At 67.0% G+C, this 18400-nt stretch carries 20 protein-coding genes; 6 read left to right on the top strand and 14 right to left on the bottom strand.

Annotated features, from left to right (window positions below):
* The 3 genes from AC1RJ5_RS22050 to AC1RJ5_RS22040 are packed head-to-tail and all read right to left on the bottom strand — an operon-like array spanning position 1 to position 3504.
* On the bottom strand, positions 1–333 hold the full coding sequence (locus tag AC1RJ5_RS22050) for an energy transducer TonB (protein ID WP_269575860.1): 333 nt from the start codon (positions 331–333) through the stop codon (positions 1–3).
* On the bottom strand, positions 333–806 hold the full coding sequence (locus AC1RJ5_RS22045; protein ID WP_184171121.1) for a peroxiredoxin: 474 nt from the start codon (positions 804–806) through the stop codon (positions 333–335). Before AC1RJ5_RS22045 ends, AC1RJ5_RS22050 begins: the two co-directional genes overlap by 1 nt.
* 10 nt (positions 807–816) lie before the next feature.
* On the bottom strand, positions 817–3504 hold the full coding sequence (locus tag AC1RJ5_RS22040; RefSeq protein WP_493115729.1) for a bifunctional [glutamine synthetase] adenylyltransferase/[glutamine synthetase]-adenylyl-L-tyrosine phosphorylase: 2688 nt from the start codon (positions 3502–3504) through the stop codon (positions 817–819).
* A gap of 74 nt (positions 3505–3578) precedes the next feature.
* Between AC1RJ5_RS22040 and AC1RJ5_RS22035 the strand changes: the two genes are divergently transcribed.
* Complete coding sequence (locus AC1RJ5_RS22035; protein WP_269575862.1) at positions 3579–3758, top strand: hypothetical protein; 180 nt, start codon at positions 3579–3581, stop codon at positions 3756–3758.
* 131 nt (positions 3759–3889) lie between these two features.
* Here the strand turns inward: AC1RJ5_RS22035 and AC1RJ5_RS22030 are convergent, their stop codons facing one another.
* Together AC1RJ5_RS22030 and AC1RJ5_RS22025 are read right to left on the bottom strand one after the other, a co-directional pair.
* Complete coding sequence (locus AC1RJ5_RS22030; RefSeq protein ID WP_184171112.1) at positions 3890–4546, bottom strand: sigma-70 family RNA polymerase sigma factor; 657 nt, start codon at positions 4544–4546, stop codon at positions 3890–3892.
* Positions 4547–4851: 305 nt separating this feature from the next.
* Positions 4852–5649, bottom strand: a complete 798-nt coding sequence (locus AC1RJ5_RS22025; RefSeq protein ID WP_269575863.1) for a response regulator — start codon at positions 5647–5649, stop codon at positions 4852–4854.
* 302 nt (positions 5650–5951) lie between these two features.
* On the opposite strand from AC1RJ5_RS22025, the gene AC1RJ5_RS22020 reads away from it, so the two are divergent.
* The 3 genes from AC1RJ5_RS22020 to AC1RJ5_RS22010 all read left to right on the top strand — a co-directional run bounded on the left by AC1RJ5_RS22020 (position 5952) and on the right by AC1RJ5_RS22010 (position 8258).
* Entirely contained in the window at positions 5952–6098 is a 147-nt protein-coding gene (locus AC1RJ5_RS22020; protein WP_184171107.1) for a NepR family anti-sigma factor, read from the top strand.
* A gap of 9 nt (positions 6099–6107) precedes the next feature.
* Entirely contained in the window at positions 6108–7682 is a 1575-nt protein-coding gene (locus AC1RJ5_RS22015; protein ID WP_260396330.1) for a sensor histidine kinase, read from the top strand.
* 441 nt (positions 7683–8123) lie between these two features.
* Positions 8124–8258, top strand: coding sequence for an entericidin A/B family lipoprotein (locus AC1RJ5_RS22010; RefSeq protein WP_184171104.1), 135 nt, complete (start codon positions 8124–8126; stop codon positions 8256–8258).
* A gap of 59 nt (positions 8259–8317) precedes the next feature.
* Here the strand turns inward: AC1RJ5_RS22010 and tatC are convergent, their stop codons facing one another.
* From tatC to AC1RJ5_RS21985, 5 genes are all read right to left on the bottom strand, one after another.
* A complete protein-coding gene (gene tatC / locus AC1RJ5_RS22005; protein WP_269575865.1) occupies positions 8318–9103 on the bottom strand; it encodes a twin-arginine translocase subunit TatC in 786 nt (261 codons plus the stop codon).
* Positions 9100–9588 carry a Sec-independent protein translocase protein TatB gene (gene tatB / locus AC1RJ5_RS22000; protein ID WP_493115725.1) on the bottom strand — a complete coding sequence of 163 codons (489 nt, stop codon included), beginning with the start codon at positions 9586–9588 and terminating at the stop codon, positions 9100–9102. Before tatB ends, tatC begins: the two co-directional genes overlap by 4 nt.
* A gap of 52 nt (positions 9589–9640) precedes the next feature.
* A complete protein-coding gene (locus tag AC1RJ5_RS21995) occupies positions 9641–9877 on the bottom strand; it encodes a twin-arginine translocase TatA/TatE family subunit (RefSeq protein ID WP_184171096.1) in 237 nt (78 codons plus the stop codon).
* 73 nt (positions 9878–9950) lie between these two features.
* Positions 9951–10556, bottom strand: coding sequence for an SMC-Scp complex subunit ScpB (scpB, locus tag AC1RJ5_RS21990; RefSeq protein WP_184171093.1), 606 nt, complete (start codon positions 10554–10556; stop codon positions 9951–9953).
* Positions 10553–11287, bottom strand: coding sequence for a segregation and condensation protein A (locus AC1RJ5_RS21985; protein WP_269575867.1), 735 nt, complete (start codon positions 11285–11287; stop codon positions 10553–10555). Before AC1RJ5_RS21985 ends, scpB begins: the two co-directional genes overlap by 4 nt.
* A gap of 196 nt (positions 11288–11483) precedes the next feature.
* On the opposite strand from AC1RJ5_RS21985, the gene AC1RJ5_RS21980 reads away from it, so the two are divergent.
* Positions 11484–13241 carry a di-heme-cytochrome C peroxidase gene (locus AC1RJ5_RS21980; protein ID WP_269575868.1) on the top strand — a complete coding sequence of 586 codons (1758 nt, stop codon included), beginning with the start codon at positions 11484–11486 and terminating at the stop codon, positions 13239–13241.
* A gap of 168 nt (positions 13242–13409) precedes the next feature.
* On the opposite strand, the gene nagZ is transcribed toward AC1RJ5_RS21980, so the two are convergent.
* From nagZ to argS, 3 genes are all read right to left on the bottom strand, one after another.
* Positions 13410–14423, bottom strand: a complete 1014-nt coding sequence (gene nagZ / locus AC1RJ5_RS21975; protein ID WP_493115721.1) for a beta-N-acetylhexosaminidase — start codon at positions 14421–14423, stop codon at positions 13410–13412.
* A gap of 216 nt (positions 14424–14639) precedes the next feature.
* Entirely contained in the window at positions 14640–15359 is a 720-nt protein-coding gene (locus tag AC1RJ5_RS21970; protein ID WP_260396328.1) for an SPOR domain-containing protein, read from the bottom strand.
* Positions 15360–15369: 10 nt separating this feature from the next.
* Positions 15370–17091 (bottom strand): arginine--tRNA ligase, encoded by a 1722-nt coding sequence (gene argS / locus AC1RJ5_RS21965; RefSeq protein WP_269575870.1) that lies wholly within the window; start codon positions 17089–17091, stop codon positions 15370–15372.
* Between the two features lie 163 nt (positions 17092–17254).
* Between argS and AC1RJ5_RS21960 the strand changes: the two genes are divergently transcribed.
* Positions 17255–17914: a TetR/AcrR family transcriptional regulator gene (locus tag AC1RJ5_RS21960; protein ID WP_269575871.1), complete on the top strand. Its 660-nt coding sequence runs from the start codon at positions 17255–17257 to the stop codon at positions 17912–17914.
* A 4-nt stretch (positions 17915–17918) separates the two neighbouring features.
* Here AC1RJ5_RS21960 and AC1RJ5_RS21955 read toward each other — a convergent pair whose 3' ends face one another.
* Positions 17919–18338 (bottom strand): hypothetical protein, encoded by a 420-nt coding sequence (locus tag AC1RJ5_RS21955; RefSeq protein WP_493115718.1) that lies wholly within the window; start codon positions 18336–18338, stop codon positions 17919–17921.
* Positions 18339–18400 lie beyond the last annotated feature (62 nt).

Below are 18400 nucleotides of genomic sequence, written 5' to 3'. Positions count from 1 at the left end.
TCAGGCGCGGTCCGATCCGGGGGCACAACCCTGCGGCATCTCCGGCGCGGGAACGTCGCCGAACTGCACCGGCATCGGGAACCAGCGGTTGCGCCCCTCCCCATCGCCGGCCGGCCATTTGAGCCCGCGCACCCAGTCGAGCACCGCCTTGTCGCGCGCCGCATCGCCCTTCGAATCGAGCAGGAAGGCGTCCACCTTGCCCTCGCGGTCGATCCTCACGCAGACCAGCGCCGCCGTGTTGAGCAGCGCGCGCGGCACCGCCGGCAGGTCCTGTGCCTGGGCGGCGGTGGGCGCGAACGCCAGCGCCGCCAGCAGGGCGAGCAGCCAGCGCATCAGCGGGCCTGCATTTCCTTGATCGATTCGAGCACGTCCACGGCATGGCCAGGCACGCGCACCCGGCGCCAGGCGCGGAACAGCTTGCCTTCCTCGTCGAACAGGAAAGTCGAACGATCGATGCCCATGTAGCGCTTGCCGTAGAGCTGCTTCTCCACCCACACGCCGAACGACTCCATCGCCGCGCCCGAGGTGTCGGTGGCGAGCGGCACGGTGAGGTCGTACTTGTTGATGAACTTCTGGTGCTTGATCGGCGGATCCTTCGACACGCCCAGCACCTCGGCGCCGAGCGCGGTGAATTCCGGGATCAACGCCGAGAAGTCCTGCGCCTCGCGCGTGCAGCCCGAAGTATCGTCCTTGGGATAGAAATAGAGGACGAAGGGCTTCCCGATCTTGTCCGCCAGAGCGATCGCTTCGCCTTCGGTGCCATCGAGGCTGACCGCGGGGATCTTGTCGCCTTCTTCCAGTGCCATGTGAATCTCCTCAGGCCGCGCCGCTGACCGCAGCCCAGCAATGGCGGACCTCCTGCCGGGTCTGCTCCAGCTTCGCAACCACCTCGTCCCAGCTCTCGAGGCGGAGCGCGCGGGCGATCAGCGCCTGGGTGGGTGCGCGCGGCTCCTGCGCGTCGGGCGCGACGAGGCGCATCGTCACCAGCAACCGGGTGAGGAAATCATGCGCGGCCCGCATCGAAGGCGGCAGCAGCCCCTGCCCAGCCAGTTCGTCGATCGCCGGACCAAGGCGCGGCTCGAAGCCGGCGCGGTGGGCGAGTTGGGTGACATGGACCGCGAACTCGAGGTCGACCAGCCCGCCGGGCAGCAGCTTGGCGTCGAGCGGGCCCTGGGGCGGCTTGTGGCCGGCCATGTCGGCCCGCATCTTCGCGGCTTCGGCGGGAATGTCGCGCTCCGGCCGGGCACCGCCGAGCACTTCGTCGATGATCGCCTGAACCTTCGCCCTGGCCTGGGGTGAACCATAGACCGGCCGGGCGCGGGTGAGCGCCATATGCTCCCAGGTCCAGGCGTCCCCGCGCTGGTACTTCTCGAAACCTTCGAGCGACACGACAAGCGGGCCCTGCGCACCCGAGGGGCGCAGGCGGGTGTCGACTTCGTAGAGCGGGCCCGCAGGCGTCGGCACCGAGAGCGCGGCCGTCACGCGCTGGCCGAGCCGGTTGTAGTACATCACCGCGCCGAGCGGCTTGGCGCCGTCGCTCTCGGCCGCATAGTCGCCGGTGAAGAGATAGACGAGGTCGAGGTCCGAGGCATGGGTGAGCGCCTGCCCGCCCATCCGGCCGAGCGCGAGGATCACCAGCTCGCTCTCCGGTACCGCGCCGTGATTGCGCGCGAATTCCTCGACCGTCGCGGCAGCCAGCGTCCCGATCGCCGCCTCCGCGACGCGGGCATAGCCGGCCGAGACTTCGAGCGGATCGCTGGCCCCCGCGACGATCTGCGCGCCCAGGGCGAAGCGCTTCTCGTTGACGAAGCGGCGGACGAATTCGAGCTGGTACTGATAGTCCGAACCCGGCTCCCAGCCGCGCATGCCGGCGGCGAGCGCCTCGATGTCCGGCACGGGCTCGAGCGCGGTGGCGTCGATCAGGCCGTCGAGCAGCTCCGCGCGGCGGCCAAGCTGCTCGGCCAGCGTCGGCGCCAGCGAAAGGATCTGGCCGAGCAGCTGGGCCATGCCGGGCTGGGCTTCGAGCAGGCGGAAGAAGTTGATCGCGCTGGGCAGGCGCGAGAGCATCGCGTCGAAGCGGGTGATCGCATGGACGGTGTCGGGCGCGCGCGAGAAGGCCTGGATCAGGCCGGGCAGCACCGATTCCAGCGCCTCGCGCGCGGCGGGGGTACGCAGCGCCGGATAGGTGCCGGCGCGCCAGCCCTGGACGATCCGCGTGGCGCCGTCAGGGCGCTCGAAGCCGGCGGCGGTGAGCTGCGCCTCCAGCGGCGCGGCTTCGCTGGGCAGGCGCTGCTCCTCTTCGCCTGCCAGGCTGTCATAGATCGTGCCGACGCGCGTGACATAGGGTTTGAGCAGCGTCGTCAGCGCGCCGCCACCTTCCAGGCCGTGGAGCCGGGCGACGTTGTCGAGCGAGGTCAGGCTCTCGGGCAGCTCGTGGGTCTGGCGATCGTCGACCATCTGCAGGCGATGCTCGATCGTGCGCAGCTGGACATAGGCCGCAGTGAGGTCCGCCGCCTCGTCCGCGCCGATCCGCCCGGCCTCGGCCAGTGCGGCAAGCGCATCGCGGGTGGCGGGCGCGCGCAGCGCCGGCTCGCGGCCGCCATGGATGAGTTGGTGGATCTGGGCGAAGAACTCGACTTCGCGGATTCCGCCCCTGCCCCGCTTGAGGTCATAGCCGGGACCGAAGGCCTGGGCCTGGGAATAATGATCGCGGATGCGGCGGCTGATGTCGCGGATCTCGCGGATCGTGCCGAAATCGAGCGCGCGGCGCCACACGAACGGGCGGATCGCGTCGAGGAAATAACCGCCCAGGCCAAGATCGCCGGCGCAGGCACGAGCGCGGATGAAGGCGGCACGCTCCCACGGCAGCGCCTGGCTCTCATAATAGGAGATCGCCGCCTCGACCGGCAGCACGATCGGGGTGACTTCGGGCGAGGGCCGCAGGCGCAGGTCGACGCGCAGCACATAGCCATGCTCGTCGCGGGTCTGGAGCAGCTCGACTACGCGGCGGCCGATCCGCACCGCGGCTTCCTGCACGTCCTCACGCGGGCGGCAGGGCAAGGTCTCGGGATCGAAGATCAGGATCGGATCGATGTCCGAGGAATAGTTTAGCTCGCGGCTACCCTGTTTGCCCAGCGCGATCGCCGCGAAGCCACGCGGTTCGGCGTCCGGCGTGCGTTCGAGGATGGCCGCGCGGATCGCACGGTCCAGCGCATCATCGGCGAAATCGCTGAGCAAATGGGTGACACGGGTGAGGTCGAACCGGCCCGAGAGATCGCCCAGCGCGACGATAAGGGCCAGCCGACGACGCTCGATGCGCAGTCGCGCGCCCTCGCCCATCTCATCGGCGATGGCGGCCGCGGCAGCGCGGGGATCCGCGAGCGCGGACTCGAGGCCAGCCACCAGCGCGGCCTCACGCGTGAGCAGATGATCGAGGAACGGCGCATGCGCCCGGGCTCTCGAGATGGCGCAAAGAAGATCGGGAGGAAGATGCGTGTCAGTCACGAAATCGGTCACCTGCGAAACGGTGCGTTGCGAAAAGTCAAGCAACAAAAAGAGAACTGAATTGTTCTAGCAACATGAACCAGACGACTTCAGCCACGGCCGGCGACGCCCGCCAGCCCGCATATCGGGTCGAGGCGCCGCGCGCCAGCGACGCGATCGGGCTTGCGCTTCGCGATGCCTATGCGCGAGATCTGGGCCTGCCCGATGACATGGCGGCCATGCTCCGCCAGCTCAGCCGGGACGACCAGCGCTAGCCATCGCCCCTTTCCTCTTGGCATACCGAAAAGGCCGCGCTCCTCAGGGGAACGCGGCCTTTTCGTTGTGCTATCCCGGCGCCTGACCGTTCCCGGATTCGCCGGGGAACGGAGGGCCGAACTAGATACTGCTATTCCGACCGCGGCTCACGTTCGCGGCTGAGGTCCTCGACCTCGCCCATGATCGTATCGAGCGCGGTCTTGCCCTCGGCGGTGCCCGGCTCGATCCGCCGCGAGGGCAGCTGGCCCTCGCTCAGCAGATGCTCGAGCGCGACGCGGCCGCGCGCGACGCGGCTCTTGATGGTGCCGACCGCGACCTGGCAGATCTCGGCCGCTTCCTCATAGGCGAAGCCGCCCGCGCCGACCAGGATCAACGCCTCGCGCTGGGGCTGCGGCAGATGGAGCAGGGCGCGCTGCATGTCCGAAAGTTCGACATGGCGATCCTGACTGGCCGGTGCCGCAAGGATTCGATCCGCGACCAGATCATCCCACTCACCCTTGAACCGCGCGCGCCGCATCTGGCTCAAATAGAGGTTGCGCAGGATGATGAAGGTCCAGGCGCGCATATTCGTTCCGGCCTGGAAGCGCTTGCGCGCGGCCCATGCCTTGAGCAGCGTCTCCTGGACCAGATCGTCCGCGAGATCGCGGCTGCCCGACAGCGAGCGGCCAAAGGCGCGCAGGTGCGGGATGACCACGGCGAGCTGTTTCTTGAACTCGGGATCGGAGAGCGAGACATGCTCCTGCGGCGCCTCGGTCCCCTTGTCCTCGGGCTGTTCGGACTGGCTCATTCGTTCCCGCTTGTTTGCGTTGGTCGGCAGGCGACCGTTTCCAGAGATAGGCTTGGTGTCCGCGATTGCCAGCATATTCGCGCCGATCTTTCCGTCAGAGAAGAAGGATAATCGCGAACGCGACGATAACCAGCACCAGGCTGATGCCCAGTACATAGCGCGTCATGTGCGGCGTCGTGCCGGCGCGGGCTTCCTCGGTACTGAGGTGCACAGAGTCGTCGTTCTCAGCCATGCACCTAAAACCAACGAAAGCCGTTTTGGGTCCGTACCATATGGAACCCGCACCGGATTTTTCGTGGGACGGCTCAGGCCGGAACGGTCGCCTGGTCGAAGAACAGTGCCTGGCTGATCGTCGTCTTCACGGTTTCCCGCTGGAACGGCTTGGTGATCAGGAAGGTCGGCTCCGGACGCTCGCCGGTGAGCAGCCGCTCGGGGAAGGCGGTGATGAAGATCACCGGCACCGAGAATTCGGCGAGGATGTCCTTCACCGCATCGATGCCCGAGCTGTCATCGGCCAGCTGGATATCGGCGAGCACCAGGCCCGGACGATCCTCCATGGCCAGCGCGACGGCTTCATCGCGCGTGACCGCGACACCGGTAACGTCATGGCCAAGGTCGCGGACGATCTGCTCGAGATCCATCGCGATCAGCGGCTCGTCCTCGATGATCATCACGCGGGTGCGCGTCTGGCGCTCGATCTCGGCCACGGCTTCCGCAACGAGTTTCTGCACCTGTCCTGCTTCCTCTTCGATCAGATAGCCGGCGTCCTCGATGCTGAATCCCTCAACGGTGGTGAGCAGCAGCGCCTGGCGCGACAAGGGAGTGAGACGGGCGAGCCGCTTGCGGGCGATCGCTTCATTCTCATTGGTGGTATCCTCGATCACATCCTCTTCCTCGAGGTGCGTCGACTGCCAGATCGCCTGGAACGTGCGATACAGGCCGAGCCGCGGATCGACTTCGCGGGGGAACTGGTCCGGCGCGGCGACGATCGCCTCGAGCGCCGCGCGCACATAGCGATCGCCTTCAACCTGGCTGCCGGTGAGCGCGCGCGCATAACGGCGAAGCAGCGGAAGGTGCGGCGCGAGTTGCTGTCCAAGCGACATGGTCGAACTATTCTCCTACGGTGCGGAACGGCTTGTTTCGGCTCCGTTCCGAGCTATTGCAATCTCAATTCGTGCCACCCGAAGGAGCCCCTCCCCGGATATTGCATCGCCTGTGGAACAAACGACGGGGGAATTGGTTTCATGGCAGATGCTGCGTAGTGTCGTTGCAGGCCCACCGTGTCGATGCGACCGGTGGCATTCGTTCAGGTCCGGACGTTGCATCCGGAACAGGTCGCTTTTAGTCCGAGCCGTGACATGCGTCACGGCGCAGGGGGGAATTGGTGCATTCCGCGGATGAGAAGATGAAAAAGCCGCCCAAAAATGATGGCGGAAAGGAAACCGGTCGCCCCGGTCGCAATGTAGGCGTGGCGTTGCGCCAGGCCTATGACGAGGCCTTGGGCGAAGCCGTGCCCGACGATCTGCTCGACCTTCTGAAGAAGCTCGACTAGTCCGCAAGCATGGAGATTTCGGACGAAGAACCGCGCGCCAGGCTTCGCCCGGCCGCGGCGCTGGGGGCTATGCCGACCGGCGCCAAGGTGTTCCTCTACCTGATCCTCAGCCTGTTGCCGCTCGCGCTGATCGCGCTGTTCACGACCCTGCAGAGCACCCGTAGCGCCGATACCGACACCCGCGCCCGGCTGCGCATCGCCGCCAGCGAAGGCTCGGACGTGCTGCGCGACCTGCTGGTCAACCATGTCGGCCAGCTCTCCAATGCGCTGGAAACGCTGGAGGCGGATCCGCACGACGCTCCCGCCTGCACCCGCCTGGCCGGCACCTTCGCCACCACTTCCGGCGCGCGATTCGCGATCCGGGACGGCGAGGACCGCGTGATCTGCGGCCAGAATTTCGTTTCCGCCGCGCAGAACCAGCTCCAGCCGCGCCAAGTTCGCACCGGGCTGACCGAGGACGGGCTGACGTTGCGCATCGGCGGCCGGCGCGGTGGCAGCGCCATTGCATATTATCCCGCCGCGGCGCTCGCCTCGATCGCCCAGCCGAGCGGCTTCGTCCCCGAATATGGTGCCGCGCTGCTCCGGCACGGCGACCGGCTGGTGCTGCGCAAGCTCGAAGGCGCCGGACCGCTCGACCGGCGCGAGACGGTGGCCAACGACCTCGGGCTGGACGGGGTCGAGCTCCAGATGTCGATGCTCGGCACCCCGATCACCTCGCCGATGATCATCAACACGGTGGTGCTGGTGCTGATGTGGCTGGCGGCGGCCGCGATCAGCTGGCTGGTGGTCGATATCCTGCTGATCCGCCCGCTGCGGCGGCTGCGCGCCAGCGTGGGCACCTATCAGCCGGGCGAAGTGCTCGACATCAAGCGCTTCGGCGAGATGCCCGCCGCCGAGATCCGCGAGCTGGGCGACACGTTCCGCGAGATCAGCCGCACGGTGAAGGAGCATGAGGCGGGTCTCGCCGAGGGCCTGGTGCGCCAGACCAAGCTCACCCGCGAAGTCCATCACCGCGTCAAGAACAACCTCCAGGTGATCGCCAGCCTGATCAACTTCCACGCCCGCAGCGCGAAGAGCGACGAAGCGACCGAGGCCTATGCCTCGATCCAGCGCAGGGTCGATGCGCTCGCGGTGGTCCATCGCCACCATTATGCCGAGCTCGAGGAGAATCGCGGGCTCGACGTGCGATCGGTGATCGGCGAACTGGCGGCGAATATCCGCGCGACCGCGCCGGAACGGGCCCAGGGCCTGGGCGTGACGCTCGACATCTCCCCGGTGCTGGTCAACCAGGACGTGGCGATCGCGGTCGCCTTCCTGCTCACCGAGATCGTCGAGCTGGCGATGAACTGCCATCCCGCCGCGCAGATCCGCATCTCGATCAAGCCGATCCCCGATGACGAGCACCGGGCGCTGCTCCGGGTTTCGTCCCCGGCCCTGGTCGAGAGCCCGGCGCTCGAAACGCTGGTGGAGAGCCGCTATGGCCGGATCATCGGCGGCCTGGCCCGCCAGCTGCGCACCAAACTGCACCATGATCCGCTGACCGGCGCCTATGAGGCGGCGATCGCGATTACCGGGAAGCCTTGAGGGATTGGGGCATCTCTTCGGCTTAGCTGCGCCCCGGCGAAAGCCCGGGGGCCTGGGGTCACAGGCGATTTGGATGAGAAACCCTGGGCCCCGGCTTTCGCCGGGGAACCGAATGCGCTGGATGCCGATCAGACTGGCGTTCCGTCCCGAATCTTGATCTCGATAAATTTTTTCAAAAAAGATCGGGGGCCGTGGAACCGCTGACCGCCTGGTCCGTTTTGTACTTCGGATAGTGACCTTTTGCCCCCCCGCTCTCGCTATCCAAGACATGGGCCCGGAAGCGTCAACCCTCCCCCCCCGGTGACGCTTCCGGGCCTAAAACTTTTCGGGGCCCTTCCCTTTTTTCAGCATCTTCAACGCGTTGCTTCGCGAACGGAACGTTTGCGTGCGGATAAGCATTTCCCTTCCGACCCCAACGGGTTCGGTATCTGGAGAGTTAGGATGCGTAAGATCATCACCTGCCTCGCCCTTGCGGGCGCGGTGCTGGTTTCAGCCTGCAACACGATCGAAGGCGTTGGCCGCGACGTTTCGTCCGCCGGCGACACCGTCGCCAAGACGGCGGACGACGCCAAGTAATCCGGCAGGAAAAGAAAAGGCCCCTCCCGATCGGATCGGGAGGGGCCTTTTTTTTTGCGTCAGGCTTCGGCCGCTTCGGCCTTGTCCTCATCCTCCGTCGCGGCGGGGCGACGGCGGCGGGTGAACCAGATCGCGATCAGCGAGAGGAAATAGAGGCCGACCAGCGGGATCGCGAGCAGCAGCTGCGAGCCGACGTCCGGCGGGGTCAGCACCGCGGCGATCGCGAAGGCTGCGACCACGGCGTAGCGCCAGGCGCTCTTGAGCTGCTCATAGGAGACGATCCCCGAGCGCTCGAGCAGCATCAGCAGCACCGGCAGCAGGAAGGTGATGCCGAAGGCGAACAGGAACTGCATGACGAAATCGAGGTATTTCTCGGCGTCGGGCATCGCGGTCTGCCGCACGCCGCTGTCGCCCAGCTCGCCCTGATAGCCGAGCAGGAAGTGCAAAGCGGTGGGGATCGCGATGAAATAGGCCAGCGCCGCGCCGGCGATGAACAGCACCGGGGTGGCGAGCAGGAAGGGCAACAGCGCCCTCTTCTCCTGCCGGTACAGGCCCGGCGCGACGAACTGCCAGAGCTGGGAAGCGATCACCGGGAAGGACAGCATCATCGCCGCGAAGAAGGCGACCTTGAGCTGGACGAAGAACGCCCCGAAGATCTGGGTGAAGATCACCTGGTCCTGCCCCGCCACCGCGAGCGGATGGACGAGGAAGCCGTAGATCTCCTTCGAGAAATAGAAGGAGACGAAGAAGGTCACCAGCAGCGAGGCGACACAGTAGAACAGGCGGCGGCGCAGCTCGATCAGATGCTCGAGCAGCGGCTGCTGGGTGTCGTCGATGTCCTTCATTCGGCGGCCTCGGCAGGCGGCGCGGCCTTCTTGCGAGGCGCACGGGGCTTGGGAGCGGGCTTGGCGGCGGCTTCGTCCGCAACCTCGGGTGCAGCGGCAGCGGCCGGCTTGCGGGCGCGCTTCGGCTTGGGCGCGGGCGCCGAGACGGCGGGCGTTTCCTCGACGAACGCAGGCTGCTCGACCATCACCGGCGCGGCATCCTCCGCGACGTGATGCACTTCCGGAGCCTCAGGCGCGGGCAGCGCGGCGGGCGGATGCTCGGACATGATCCGGGCATTTTCCTCGGCCCATTGCTTCTCGAGCTCGGCGAGCTCCGCCTCGCGGACCATGTTGTCGAAGCCCGAGCGGAACTGGCGCGCGACCGCACGGGCCTTGCCGACCCATTTGCCCACGAAGCGCATCGCCTTCGGCAAGTCCTTGGGCCCGATGAAGATCAGGGCCACGATGGCGACCACGACAAACTCGGGCGCGTTGAAATCTAGCATCGATCAATTCGCCAGAAGCGGTCCCCGGCGCCCTGAGCCGGGGACGATAGGGTCAGAGCTTCTCTTCGCGCGCCGTCTCGGCTTCGCGCTGCACGGTCGGCTCGGGAGCCGCCTTGCCTTCGATGCGGGTCGCCGGCTTGTCGTCGGCGTCGTCCTCGCTCATGCCCTTCTTGAACTGCTTGATGCCCTTGGCCACGTCGCCCATCATGTTCGAGAAACGACCGCCACCGAGCAGCAGGATCGCGATCAAGCCCAGCACGAGCCAGTGCCAGATGCTACCCATACCCATAACAAATCTCCTTGATTCAGGCCCTATCTAGGCCTCGCACGCACGAGCGGCAATGGCCTACGCGGGGTCGCCCCTATTCGTCGTCTGTGACAGTTTCACTTTCGGGCTCGTCGGCGCCCTCGCTTTCGCCAAGCGCCTCGAAGGCGAGGTCGACCGGATCGAGCAGGCCGGCGGCCTTGAGATCGTCGATTCCGGGCAGATCACGCCGGCTGGCCAGGCCGAAATGGGTAAGAAAACCCTGGGTGGTGGCGTACATCAGCGGCCGCCCCGGCACTTCGCGGCGGCCGGCCGGGCGCACCCAGTTCGCTTCCATCAGCACGTCGATCGTGCCCTTGGAAATCTGCACGCCGCGGATCGCCTCGATCTCGGCGCGGGTGACCGGCTCGTGATAGGCGATGATCGCCAGCGTCTCGATGCCGGCGCGGCTGAGCTTGCGGCTCTCCTCGCGGTTGCGGCGGAGCAGATGGGCGAGATCGGCCGCGGTCTGGAAATGCCAGCGGTCGCCGCGGCGAACCAGCTCGACCCCGCGCCCGGCATAGAGCGCCTCGAGGGCCGCGAGCGCGGCGCGCACGTCCATCTCGGTGCCGACATGAGCGCGGATCTCGTCGAGGTTCATCGGGTTCTCGGAGGCGAACAGCACGGCCTCCACCGCGCGCGTGGCGGCATCTTCAGGGGTCATGCGGTCGCCTTGAGATAGAGCGGCGCGAAGGCCGATTTCTGCTTGAGTTCCACCCTGCCCTGCTTGGCGAGCTCAAGCGCGGCGACGAAGGACGAGGCCAGCGCCGACTTGGCATAGGCGCCGCTCGCGCCCTCGGGCAGGAAGGACTGGAGCGTGCTCCATTCGATCCGCGTGCCGATCAGCGAGGAGACGCGCGCGATCGCCGCTTCCAGCGTCATCACGTCGCGCTGCTGGACGACGTGCATCACCGGGCGGGTGCGCGCGCTGATCCGGCCATAGGCGGCGATCAGGTCGTAGATCTCGGCTTCGTAACGGGCCTTGCGCAGCACGCGCAGTCCTTCGGGGGCGCCGCGGAAGAAATTGTCGCGGCCGGTGCGGTCGCGCGCCATCAGCCGGGCGCCGGCCTCGCGCATAGCGTTGAGCCGCTCGAGGCGCAGCTGCAGGCGCAGCGCTAGGTCCTCGGGGCTCGGCGTCTCCTCCGGGTTGCGGGGAAGCAGCAGCGCCGACTTGAGATAGGCCAGCCAGGCGGCCATCACGAGATAGTCGGCGGCCAGCTCCAGCCGGAGCTCGCGCGCCTCGTTCACGAAGCCGAGATATTGCTCGACGAGCTGGAGGATCGAGATCTGGCGCAGATCGACCTTCTGCGTGCGGGCCAGCGCCAGCAGCAGGTCGAGCGGCCCTTCCCAGCCGTCGATATCGATCTTGAGGGTCTCGGGCGCTTCCTCGGACATGTCCCGAGCTAAGCAGAGCGCCGCGGGAAAGTCACTTCCCGATGGCCGAAGCCGGATACGCGCCGTTTCGGACCCTGTTCCGATTGACGGGCGCCGCCGCGCCGATCAGGTTCGCGGCATTCAAGAAAGATAATCGCACAGGGTCGCCCTCGTTTGTCCGGCATGGCGTTTCACGCCTTGGTTTGGGGGAAATCTGATGTCGCACGTCCGCTTCTCGCGCGCCGTGAAGGTGCTGCTGTGCCTGTCCGCCGTCGCGCTGCCCGCCTCCACGGTGAACAGCCAGGCGCTCGATCCGTCGCCGCTGGTCTATCTCAACCAGGGCACCAGCTGGAACGCCTCCACCCGCGAGGACTTCTACTGGCAGGACCAGGGATCGCAGCTGATCCCCTATAGCTGGCTCCAAGGCCTCACCACGCCCGACGGCAAGCCGTTCCTCGCCGACAAGCTGCAGCGCTATGGCTATCTCGCCGATCGCTCCGGCACGCCCGGCAACCTGCCGATCGGCTTCACCCTCACCGGCACCACCGGCAACGAAGTGGTCGGGATGAACTGCGCCGCCTGCCACACGCGCGAAATCGACGTGTCCGGCACCAGCTACCGCGTCGATGGCGGCCCGGCGCTCAGCGACTTCCAGGGCCTGCTGACCGACATGATCGATGCGGTCGGCCGCGTGCTGGAAAGCGACGCGACCTTCCGGCCCTTTGCGGTCAGCGTGCTTGGCCCCGATCCCGATCCCGCGCTGGTCAGCGAGCTCAAGGCGACGGTGCAGCTCTGGTACACGCGCGAGGACACACTGCGAGACCGCGCCTATGGCACCCCCGATATCTGGGGCCTGGGCCGGCTCGACGCGGTCAGCATGATCTTCAACCGGCTGACCGGGCTCGATATCGGCAAGGCGCCGACCTATCTGATCCCCGGCAATATCCAGCCCGCGGATGCGCCGGTACGCTATCCTTTCCTGTGGAACGCCGCGAAGCAGGACATGACGCAGTGGCCGGGTTTCGCCGACAATGGCAACGACCTGCTCGGCCTCGCCCGCAACCTGGGCGAAGTCTACGGCGTGTTCGGCACCTTCCACCCGGTCAACAAGGGCAGAGGCCGGATCGATTTCCTCGCCAACAATTCGGCCAACTTCAACGGCCTGGGCAAGCTGGAGGGATCGATCAAGCTGATCGGCGCGCCCGTCTGGCCCTGGCCGGTCGACCAGAAGCTGGCGGCGCGCGGGCAGCAGGTCTGGGCGATGTCGACCCCGGACAGCCCGAGCTGCGGCAGCTGCCACGATCAGAAGAAGGGCCAGTTCCGCTTCACCTTCTCGGAAACCTGGGCAACGCCGATCCAGAATGTCGGCACCGATACCCGCGAATGGGATATCCTGGCCCGCACCGCCGACTCAGGCTCTCTGGCTGGCGGCAAGCTGGTGCCGCCCTTCGGCACCGCGATCCCGCAAAAGACCACTTCGTTCAGCCTGCTCGGCTTCTCGGTGGTCGGCTCGATCCTGCAGAATGCCGATCCGTTCAAGGCGAGCCTGGCCGAAACGGGCGCGCTGAAGACGAGCGGGAAGCTCCCCAAGTCGCTGCAGGATCTCGCCGGTGCGTTCGGCGAGAAGCCGATGGCGGCGTCGCCCGCGGCTGCGACGGCGGTGAAGCCGGGTTCGTATGAATCGCGGGTGATGTATGGGATCTGGGCCGCCGCGCCCTATCTCCATAACGGATCGGTCCCGACGCTGGAGGACCTGCTCAAGCCCGCGGCCGAGCGGCCGGCGAGCTTCAAGATGGGCCGCGCCTATGACATCAAGCGCGTCGGCATCGCCGCCGACCAGACCGGCAGCCATGTGGTCACCACCACCGGCTGCGACCAGCTCAACTCGGGCAACAGCCGGTGCGGCCACGAATTCGGCACCAAGTTCAGCGCCGAGGATAAGGCGGCGCTGCTCGAATATCTCAAGATGCTCTGAGGTGGTGAAGACGTTCGGAACGATACTCTAGCTGTTCCCCGGCGAAGGCCGGGGCCCAGTCGCAATCTCGTTCGTGAGGCTCCTGCGCCGTCGATAGTGCGCCGAGACTGGACCCCGGCCTTCGCCGGGGAACGAAAAAAGCCAGGCCTCGGTGCCATCCAAGCCCCCTCAGGCAGACACAAGCGCCAGCAGTTCGTCCCGCTTCGCGATAAGCTCGGCGAAGTCCGTTTCCGGCTCATCCGCACCCGTCGTCGCCATCGCGCGGTCGAGCCGTTCGATGCACTCGGGCGTCGCGTCGGGGAGCAGGCCGATGATCTCGACCATCTCGTCCATCCGCGCCCAGCAATCGAGCACCACATCGCAGCCCGCCGCGAGCGCCTGGGTGGCCTTCTCGCCCGGCGTGCCGCTCAGCGCCTTCATGTCGATATCGTCGGTCATCAGCAGCCCGTCGAACCCGATGCGGCCGCGGATGATGTCGCGGATCACCGTCGGCGAGAGCGTGGCCGGGCGCTCGGCATCCCAGGCTTCGAACACGACATGGCAGGTCATGCCCATCGGCGCATCCTTGAGCGCATGGAACGGCGCGATGTCCTGCTCCAGCGCCTCGGCGCCCACCTTGACCCGCGGCAGCTCGAGATGGCTGTCGACCAGCGCGCGGCCATGCCCCGGCATGTGCTTGACGACGCCGACAACGCCGCCCCGGCGCAGCCCCTCGACACAGGCCTGGCCGAGCGCGGCGACGCGCATCGGCTCGCCGCCGAACGCGCGGTCGCCGATCGCCTTGGTCACTTCCGGCGTCACGACGTCGAGCAACGGCGCGCAATCGACGGTGACGCCGACATCGGCGAGCATCATGCCCAGCGCGTGATAATTGGCCCGTGCCGCCTCGATCGCGGAGATCGGCGCGATATCGTAGAGCTTGCCGAACACCTCGCCCGCCGGGAAGGCCGGCCATTCGGGCGGCACCATCCGGCTGACCCGGCCGCCTTCCTGGTCGATCAGGATCGGCAGATCGGCGCGGCCACTCAGTTCGCGCAGCTCCTCGGTGAGCGCGCGCATCTGCGCGCGGCTCTCGCAATTGCGCTTGAAGAAGATGTAGCCGAGCGGATCGGCATCACGGAAGAAATCGCGCTCCTCGGCCGTGAGCGACAGGCCGGAGACACCGAAGATTACTGGCTTCATGCCCCCGTCTTAGCGAAGCGCGGCGCGCCGGATAACCCCCTGTGCGGCGATCGGCCATGCCTGCGCGGCATGGCTGGGACTTAGTGATTCAGCTTCCTCGTTCCCCGGCGAAAGCCGGGGCCCCGGGTTTCTCTGCCAACTCACTTTGTTACCCTGGGCCCCGGCTTTCGCCGGGGAGCAGCTAAAGCAACGAAGTCCTTACTCCGCCCCCAGGAATCAATTCGCCACGTAGCAGCTCTCGCCCGCCACCTTGAGTTTGCCGCACAGCTCCTTGGCCTGGCTGTTCGAACCGGCGTTCACCCGCAGGCGGAACAGCGCCTTGCCGTCCTTCTCACCGCGCTCGACCGATTTGCCGAGCGGCGCGAGATAGGAGAAGCGCTTGGAAAGCCGCGCCCAGGCGACATTGGCCCCCGCTTCGTCCGGAAAGGCGCCGAGCTGGATCAGCGCGCCCGAGCCCGTGGCCTGGGGCGCGATCACCGGCACGCGCTTCGGCTGGGCGTCGGCCGCCGTCGCGCTCGAGGGGATCGCCACCTTGGCATTGCGCTCGCCGGCAAGCGTCGGTGCCTTCTCGGCGACCTTCTTGCCGTCGACCGGCGCCTCGGGCAGCGCGCTCACGTCGATGCTCGAATTGCCGCTATTGCCCTGGCTGGTGGCGAAGACGGTATCGCCCTCGCCATCCACCTTCATGCCGCCGGGCTCGTCGGGCTTGACCTTGTAGTCGCCCGCGGGCGCGGCGATCAGCTCGCCATTGCCGACCAGGCTCTTCTGCTTCTGATACCAGTAATAGCCGAACGCCCCCGCGCCGAGCACGGCGAGAAGCAGCAAGACCAGCAAAAGAATACGGCCGAAGGAAACGCCTTCGCGATAGTCTTCCTCGACCGTCTCCAGCCAGGGGAGACGGTCATCCTCGCCGAATCCGGCCTCCCCCCCACGCATGTTCATTCCCTCACATCTCCTGGACGGCCTCTACGCCCATGATGCGGAGGCCATTTCGGATAATCTGCCCGATCGAGCGCGCCAGATAAAGCCGCGCGCACGTCAGCTCTACCTGATCGACGAGAAGGAAGCGACGGCTCGCATCGTCCTTGCCGAGATTCCACAGCGAATGGAGTTCGGCGGCCAAGTCGTAGAGATAGAACGCAATTCGATGCGGCTCGCGCGCCGAGGCGGCAGCCTCGACGATACGCGGGAACTGCGCGGCGGCCTTAACCAGCTTCAACTCATTTGTATCAAGCAGAGACAGGTCGACGGTGCCGCAGGTGATCCCGGCCTCCGCGGTGCGGCGACCGAGCGACGCCACGCGGGCATGCGCATACTGGACGTAGAACACCGGATTGTCCTTCGACGCCTCGACCACCTTGGCGAAATCGAAGTCCATCTGGGCATCGGCCTTGCGGGTCAGCATGGTGAAGCGGACCACGTCCTTGCCGACTTCGTTGACCACATCGGCCAGCGTCACGAAGTTGCCGGCGCGCTTCGACATCTTCACCGGCTCGCCGTCGCGCAGCAGCCGGACCATCTGGACCAGCTTGACGTCGAACTTGGTCTCGCCGCCAGTCAGCGCCTGCACCGCGGCGACGATGCGCTTGACCGTACCCGCATGATCCGCGCCCCAGATGTCGATCAGCTGGTCGGCCGACTGCGCCTTCTGGAAGTGATAGGCGAGATCCGCGCCGAAATAGGTCCAGGCTCCGTTCGACTTCTTGATCGGGCGATCCTGATCATCGCCGAACTGCGTCGAGCGGAACAGCGGCAGCTCTACCGGCTCCCAATCCTCGGGCGTCTCGCCCTTGGGGGCCTCGAGCACGCCGTCATAGATCAGCCCGCGCTCGCGCAGCCAGGCTTCGGCCTGCTCGGGCTTGCCCGCGGCCTGCAGCTCGGCTTCCGACGAGAAGAGATCGTGATGGATGCCGAGCAGCGCGAGATCGGCGCGGATCATGTCCATCATCGCGGCGACGGCGATCTGGCGGAACAGCACCAGCCACTCGCTCTCGGGCGCGGAGACATATTTGTCGCCATAATCGGCGGCGAGCTTCGCGCCGACCGGCTTCAGATACTCGCCCGGATAGAGGCCTTCGGGGATCTCGATCGTCTCGCCCAGCGCTTCGCGGTAGCGCAGGTGCGCCGAGCGGGCGAGCACGTCGACCTGGCCGCCGGCATCGTTGACATAATATTCGCGGATCACCTTGTGCCCGGCGAATTCGAGCAGGCTGGCAAGCGCATCGCCCACGACCGCGCCGCGGCAATGGCCCATGTGCATCGGGCCGGTCGGGTTGGCCGAGACATATTCGACATTGACGGTGGTGCCGGCACCCACATGCGAGCGGCCATAATCGTCGCCCGCCTCGAGGATCGCGTTCAGCTCGCCACGCCAGGTGACGTCGGTCAGCGTCAGGTTGATGAAGCCCGGGCCCGCGATCGAGACCGCGGACACTTCATCGAGCTTCTCCAGCTCGGCGCCGATCTTCTCGGCCAGCGCGCGAGGATTGGTGCCCGCCGGCTTGGCGAGGACCATCGCGGCGTTGGTCGCCAGGTCACCATGGCTGGCATCGCGCGGCGGCTCGACGGTGATCGCACGTCGCTCCAGCCCCGCAGGCAGGTCGCCGGCGAGGACAAGCGCATCAAGGGCAAGGTTCAGATGCGCGGCGAAGCGTGCGTAAAGCGTCATTCACGGTTCCAGTGGTTGCGGAAGCGCGCGCCTTAGCGGATGCGGAGCCACGACGCCACTGTGGTGAGATGGGGTGCGCCACGGAAGTTTGCACGCCCGCGAGTTGACGGACCTTCTTCCGACCCGCCAAATGGATCGAGGCGGCGCTTCCCGTCGCCGGGACATGGTTTGGAAGAACGTGGCGGAAGCAGCCCCGGCCAGGAAGCGGCGGACACAGGCGGAGCGCACGGCGGAGACGCGGGAGGCGCTGCTCGATGCCGCGATCCGGCTGCTCTACCGCAAGGGCTATAGCGGCACATCGACCGAGGCGATCTCCGAGGAAGCCGGGGTGACGCGCGGCGCGCTGCACCATCATTTCGGCACGCGCGCCCAGCTGATGGCCGATGTGATCGGCACCGTCTACGAGCGCGAACGCCGGGCCTATGAAGAGATTGCGGCGGATACCGGCCGCGGCGCGCATATCTCCGACTGGCCGGAGATGCTCTGGGAAGTGCTGAGCCGTCCCTCGGGCCTTGCCGTGCTCGAGATTCTCCAGGCCTCGCGCAGCGATGCGGAATTGGCCGCGCTGGTCACGCCGATGCAGGCCAGGGTCGAGCAGATGTCGCTCGAAACGATCAAGCAGCAATTCGGCAACGGCGACGATGCCGGGATGCTCGCCGGGATCCGCCTGTTCGTCTGGGCCGTGCGCGGGCTGTCGATCGCGCAGGTGCTGGCGCCCAACCCGGAGGAGATGCGCAGCTCGATCGATTTCCTCAAGCGGCTGATCGACGGCGCGATCAGCGCCGGCACGATCGATTCCCGCGGCCGCCCGCTCCCGGGCTGAGCGATCAGGGCACGGGCTGCCCTTCCCGGCAGACCGCGAGGATATTGCCGAAATCCTGCGAGCCATCGTCGGTCGCGAGCATCTTCAGATGCCCAAGCCAGACGAAGCGCCGGAACACCGGGTCGCGCGAGGTGCGCTTTTCGCCGCAGGCGATCTGCGGCGCATCCCGGCGCGTGACGACATCGCGCAGCTCGGCACGCGGATCGGCCATGGAATCGAGGATAGCCGCCTCGATCGCCGATCGCGTCGGGGATGGGGAAGGAACGGGCGTGGGGACGGGCGCGGCCTCGCGCGGTGCGAGCGGCTGGATCACGACCGCGCCGGCATCCGGTGCCCTGGGCGCGCTTCTCGGCCAGGCGAAGAAGGCCCCCGCCGCTACAGCAGCCAGGATCAGAAACGCGACAATCAAGGATATCCGAGCCATGTCCCTGCCCTTGCGTGGATATGCGGGTCGGTCGCGCGCCGCCCGGACGGCGGCCCGCGACC

Source organism: Sphingomonas sp. GW822-FHT03G08, assembly GCF_058801135.1.
Note: the sequence above shows the minus strand (reverse complement) of the source record. Positions and strands in the feature narration are given on the sequence as shown.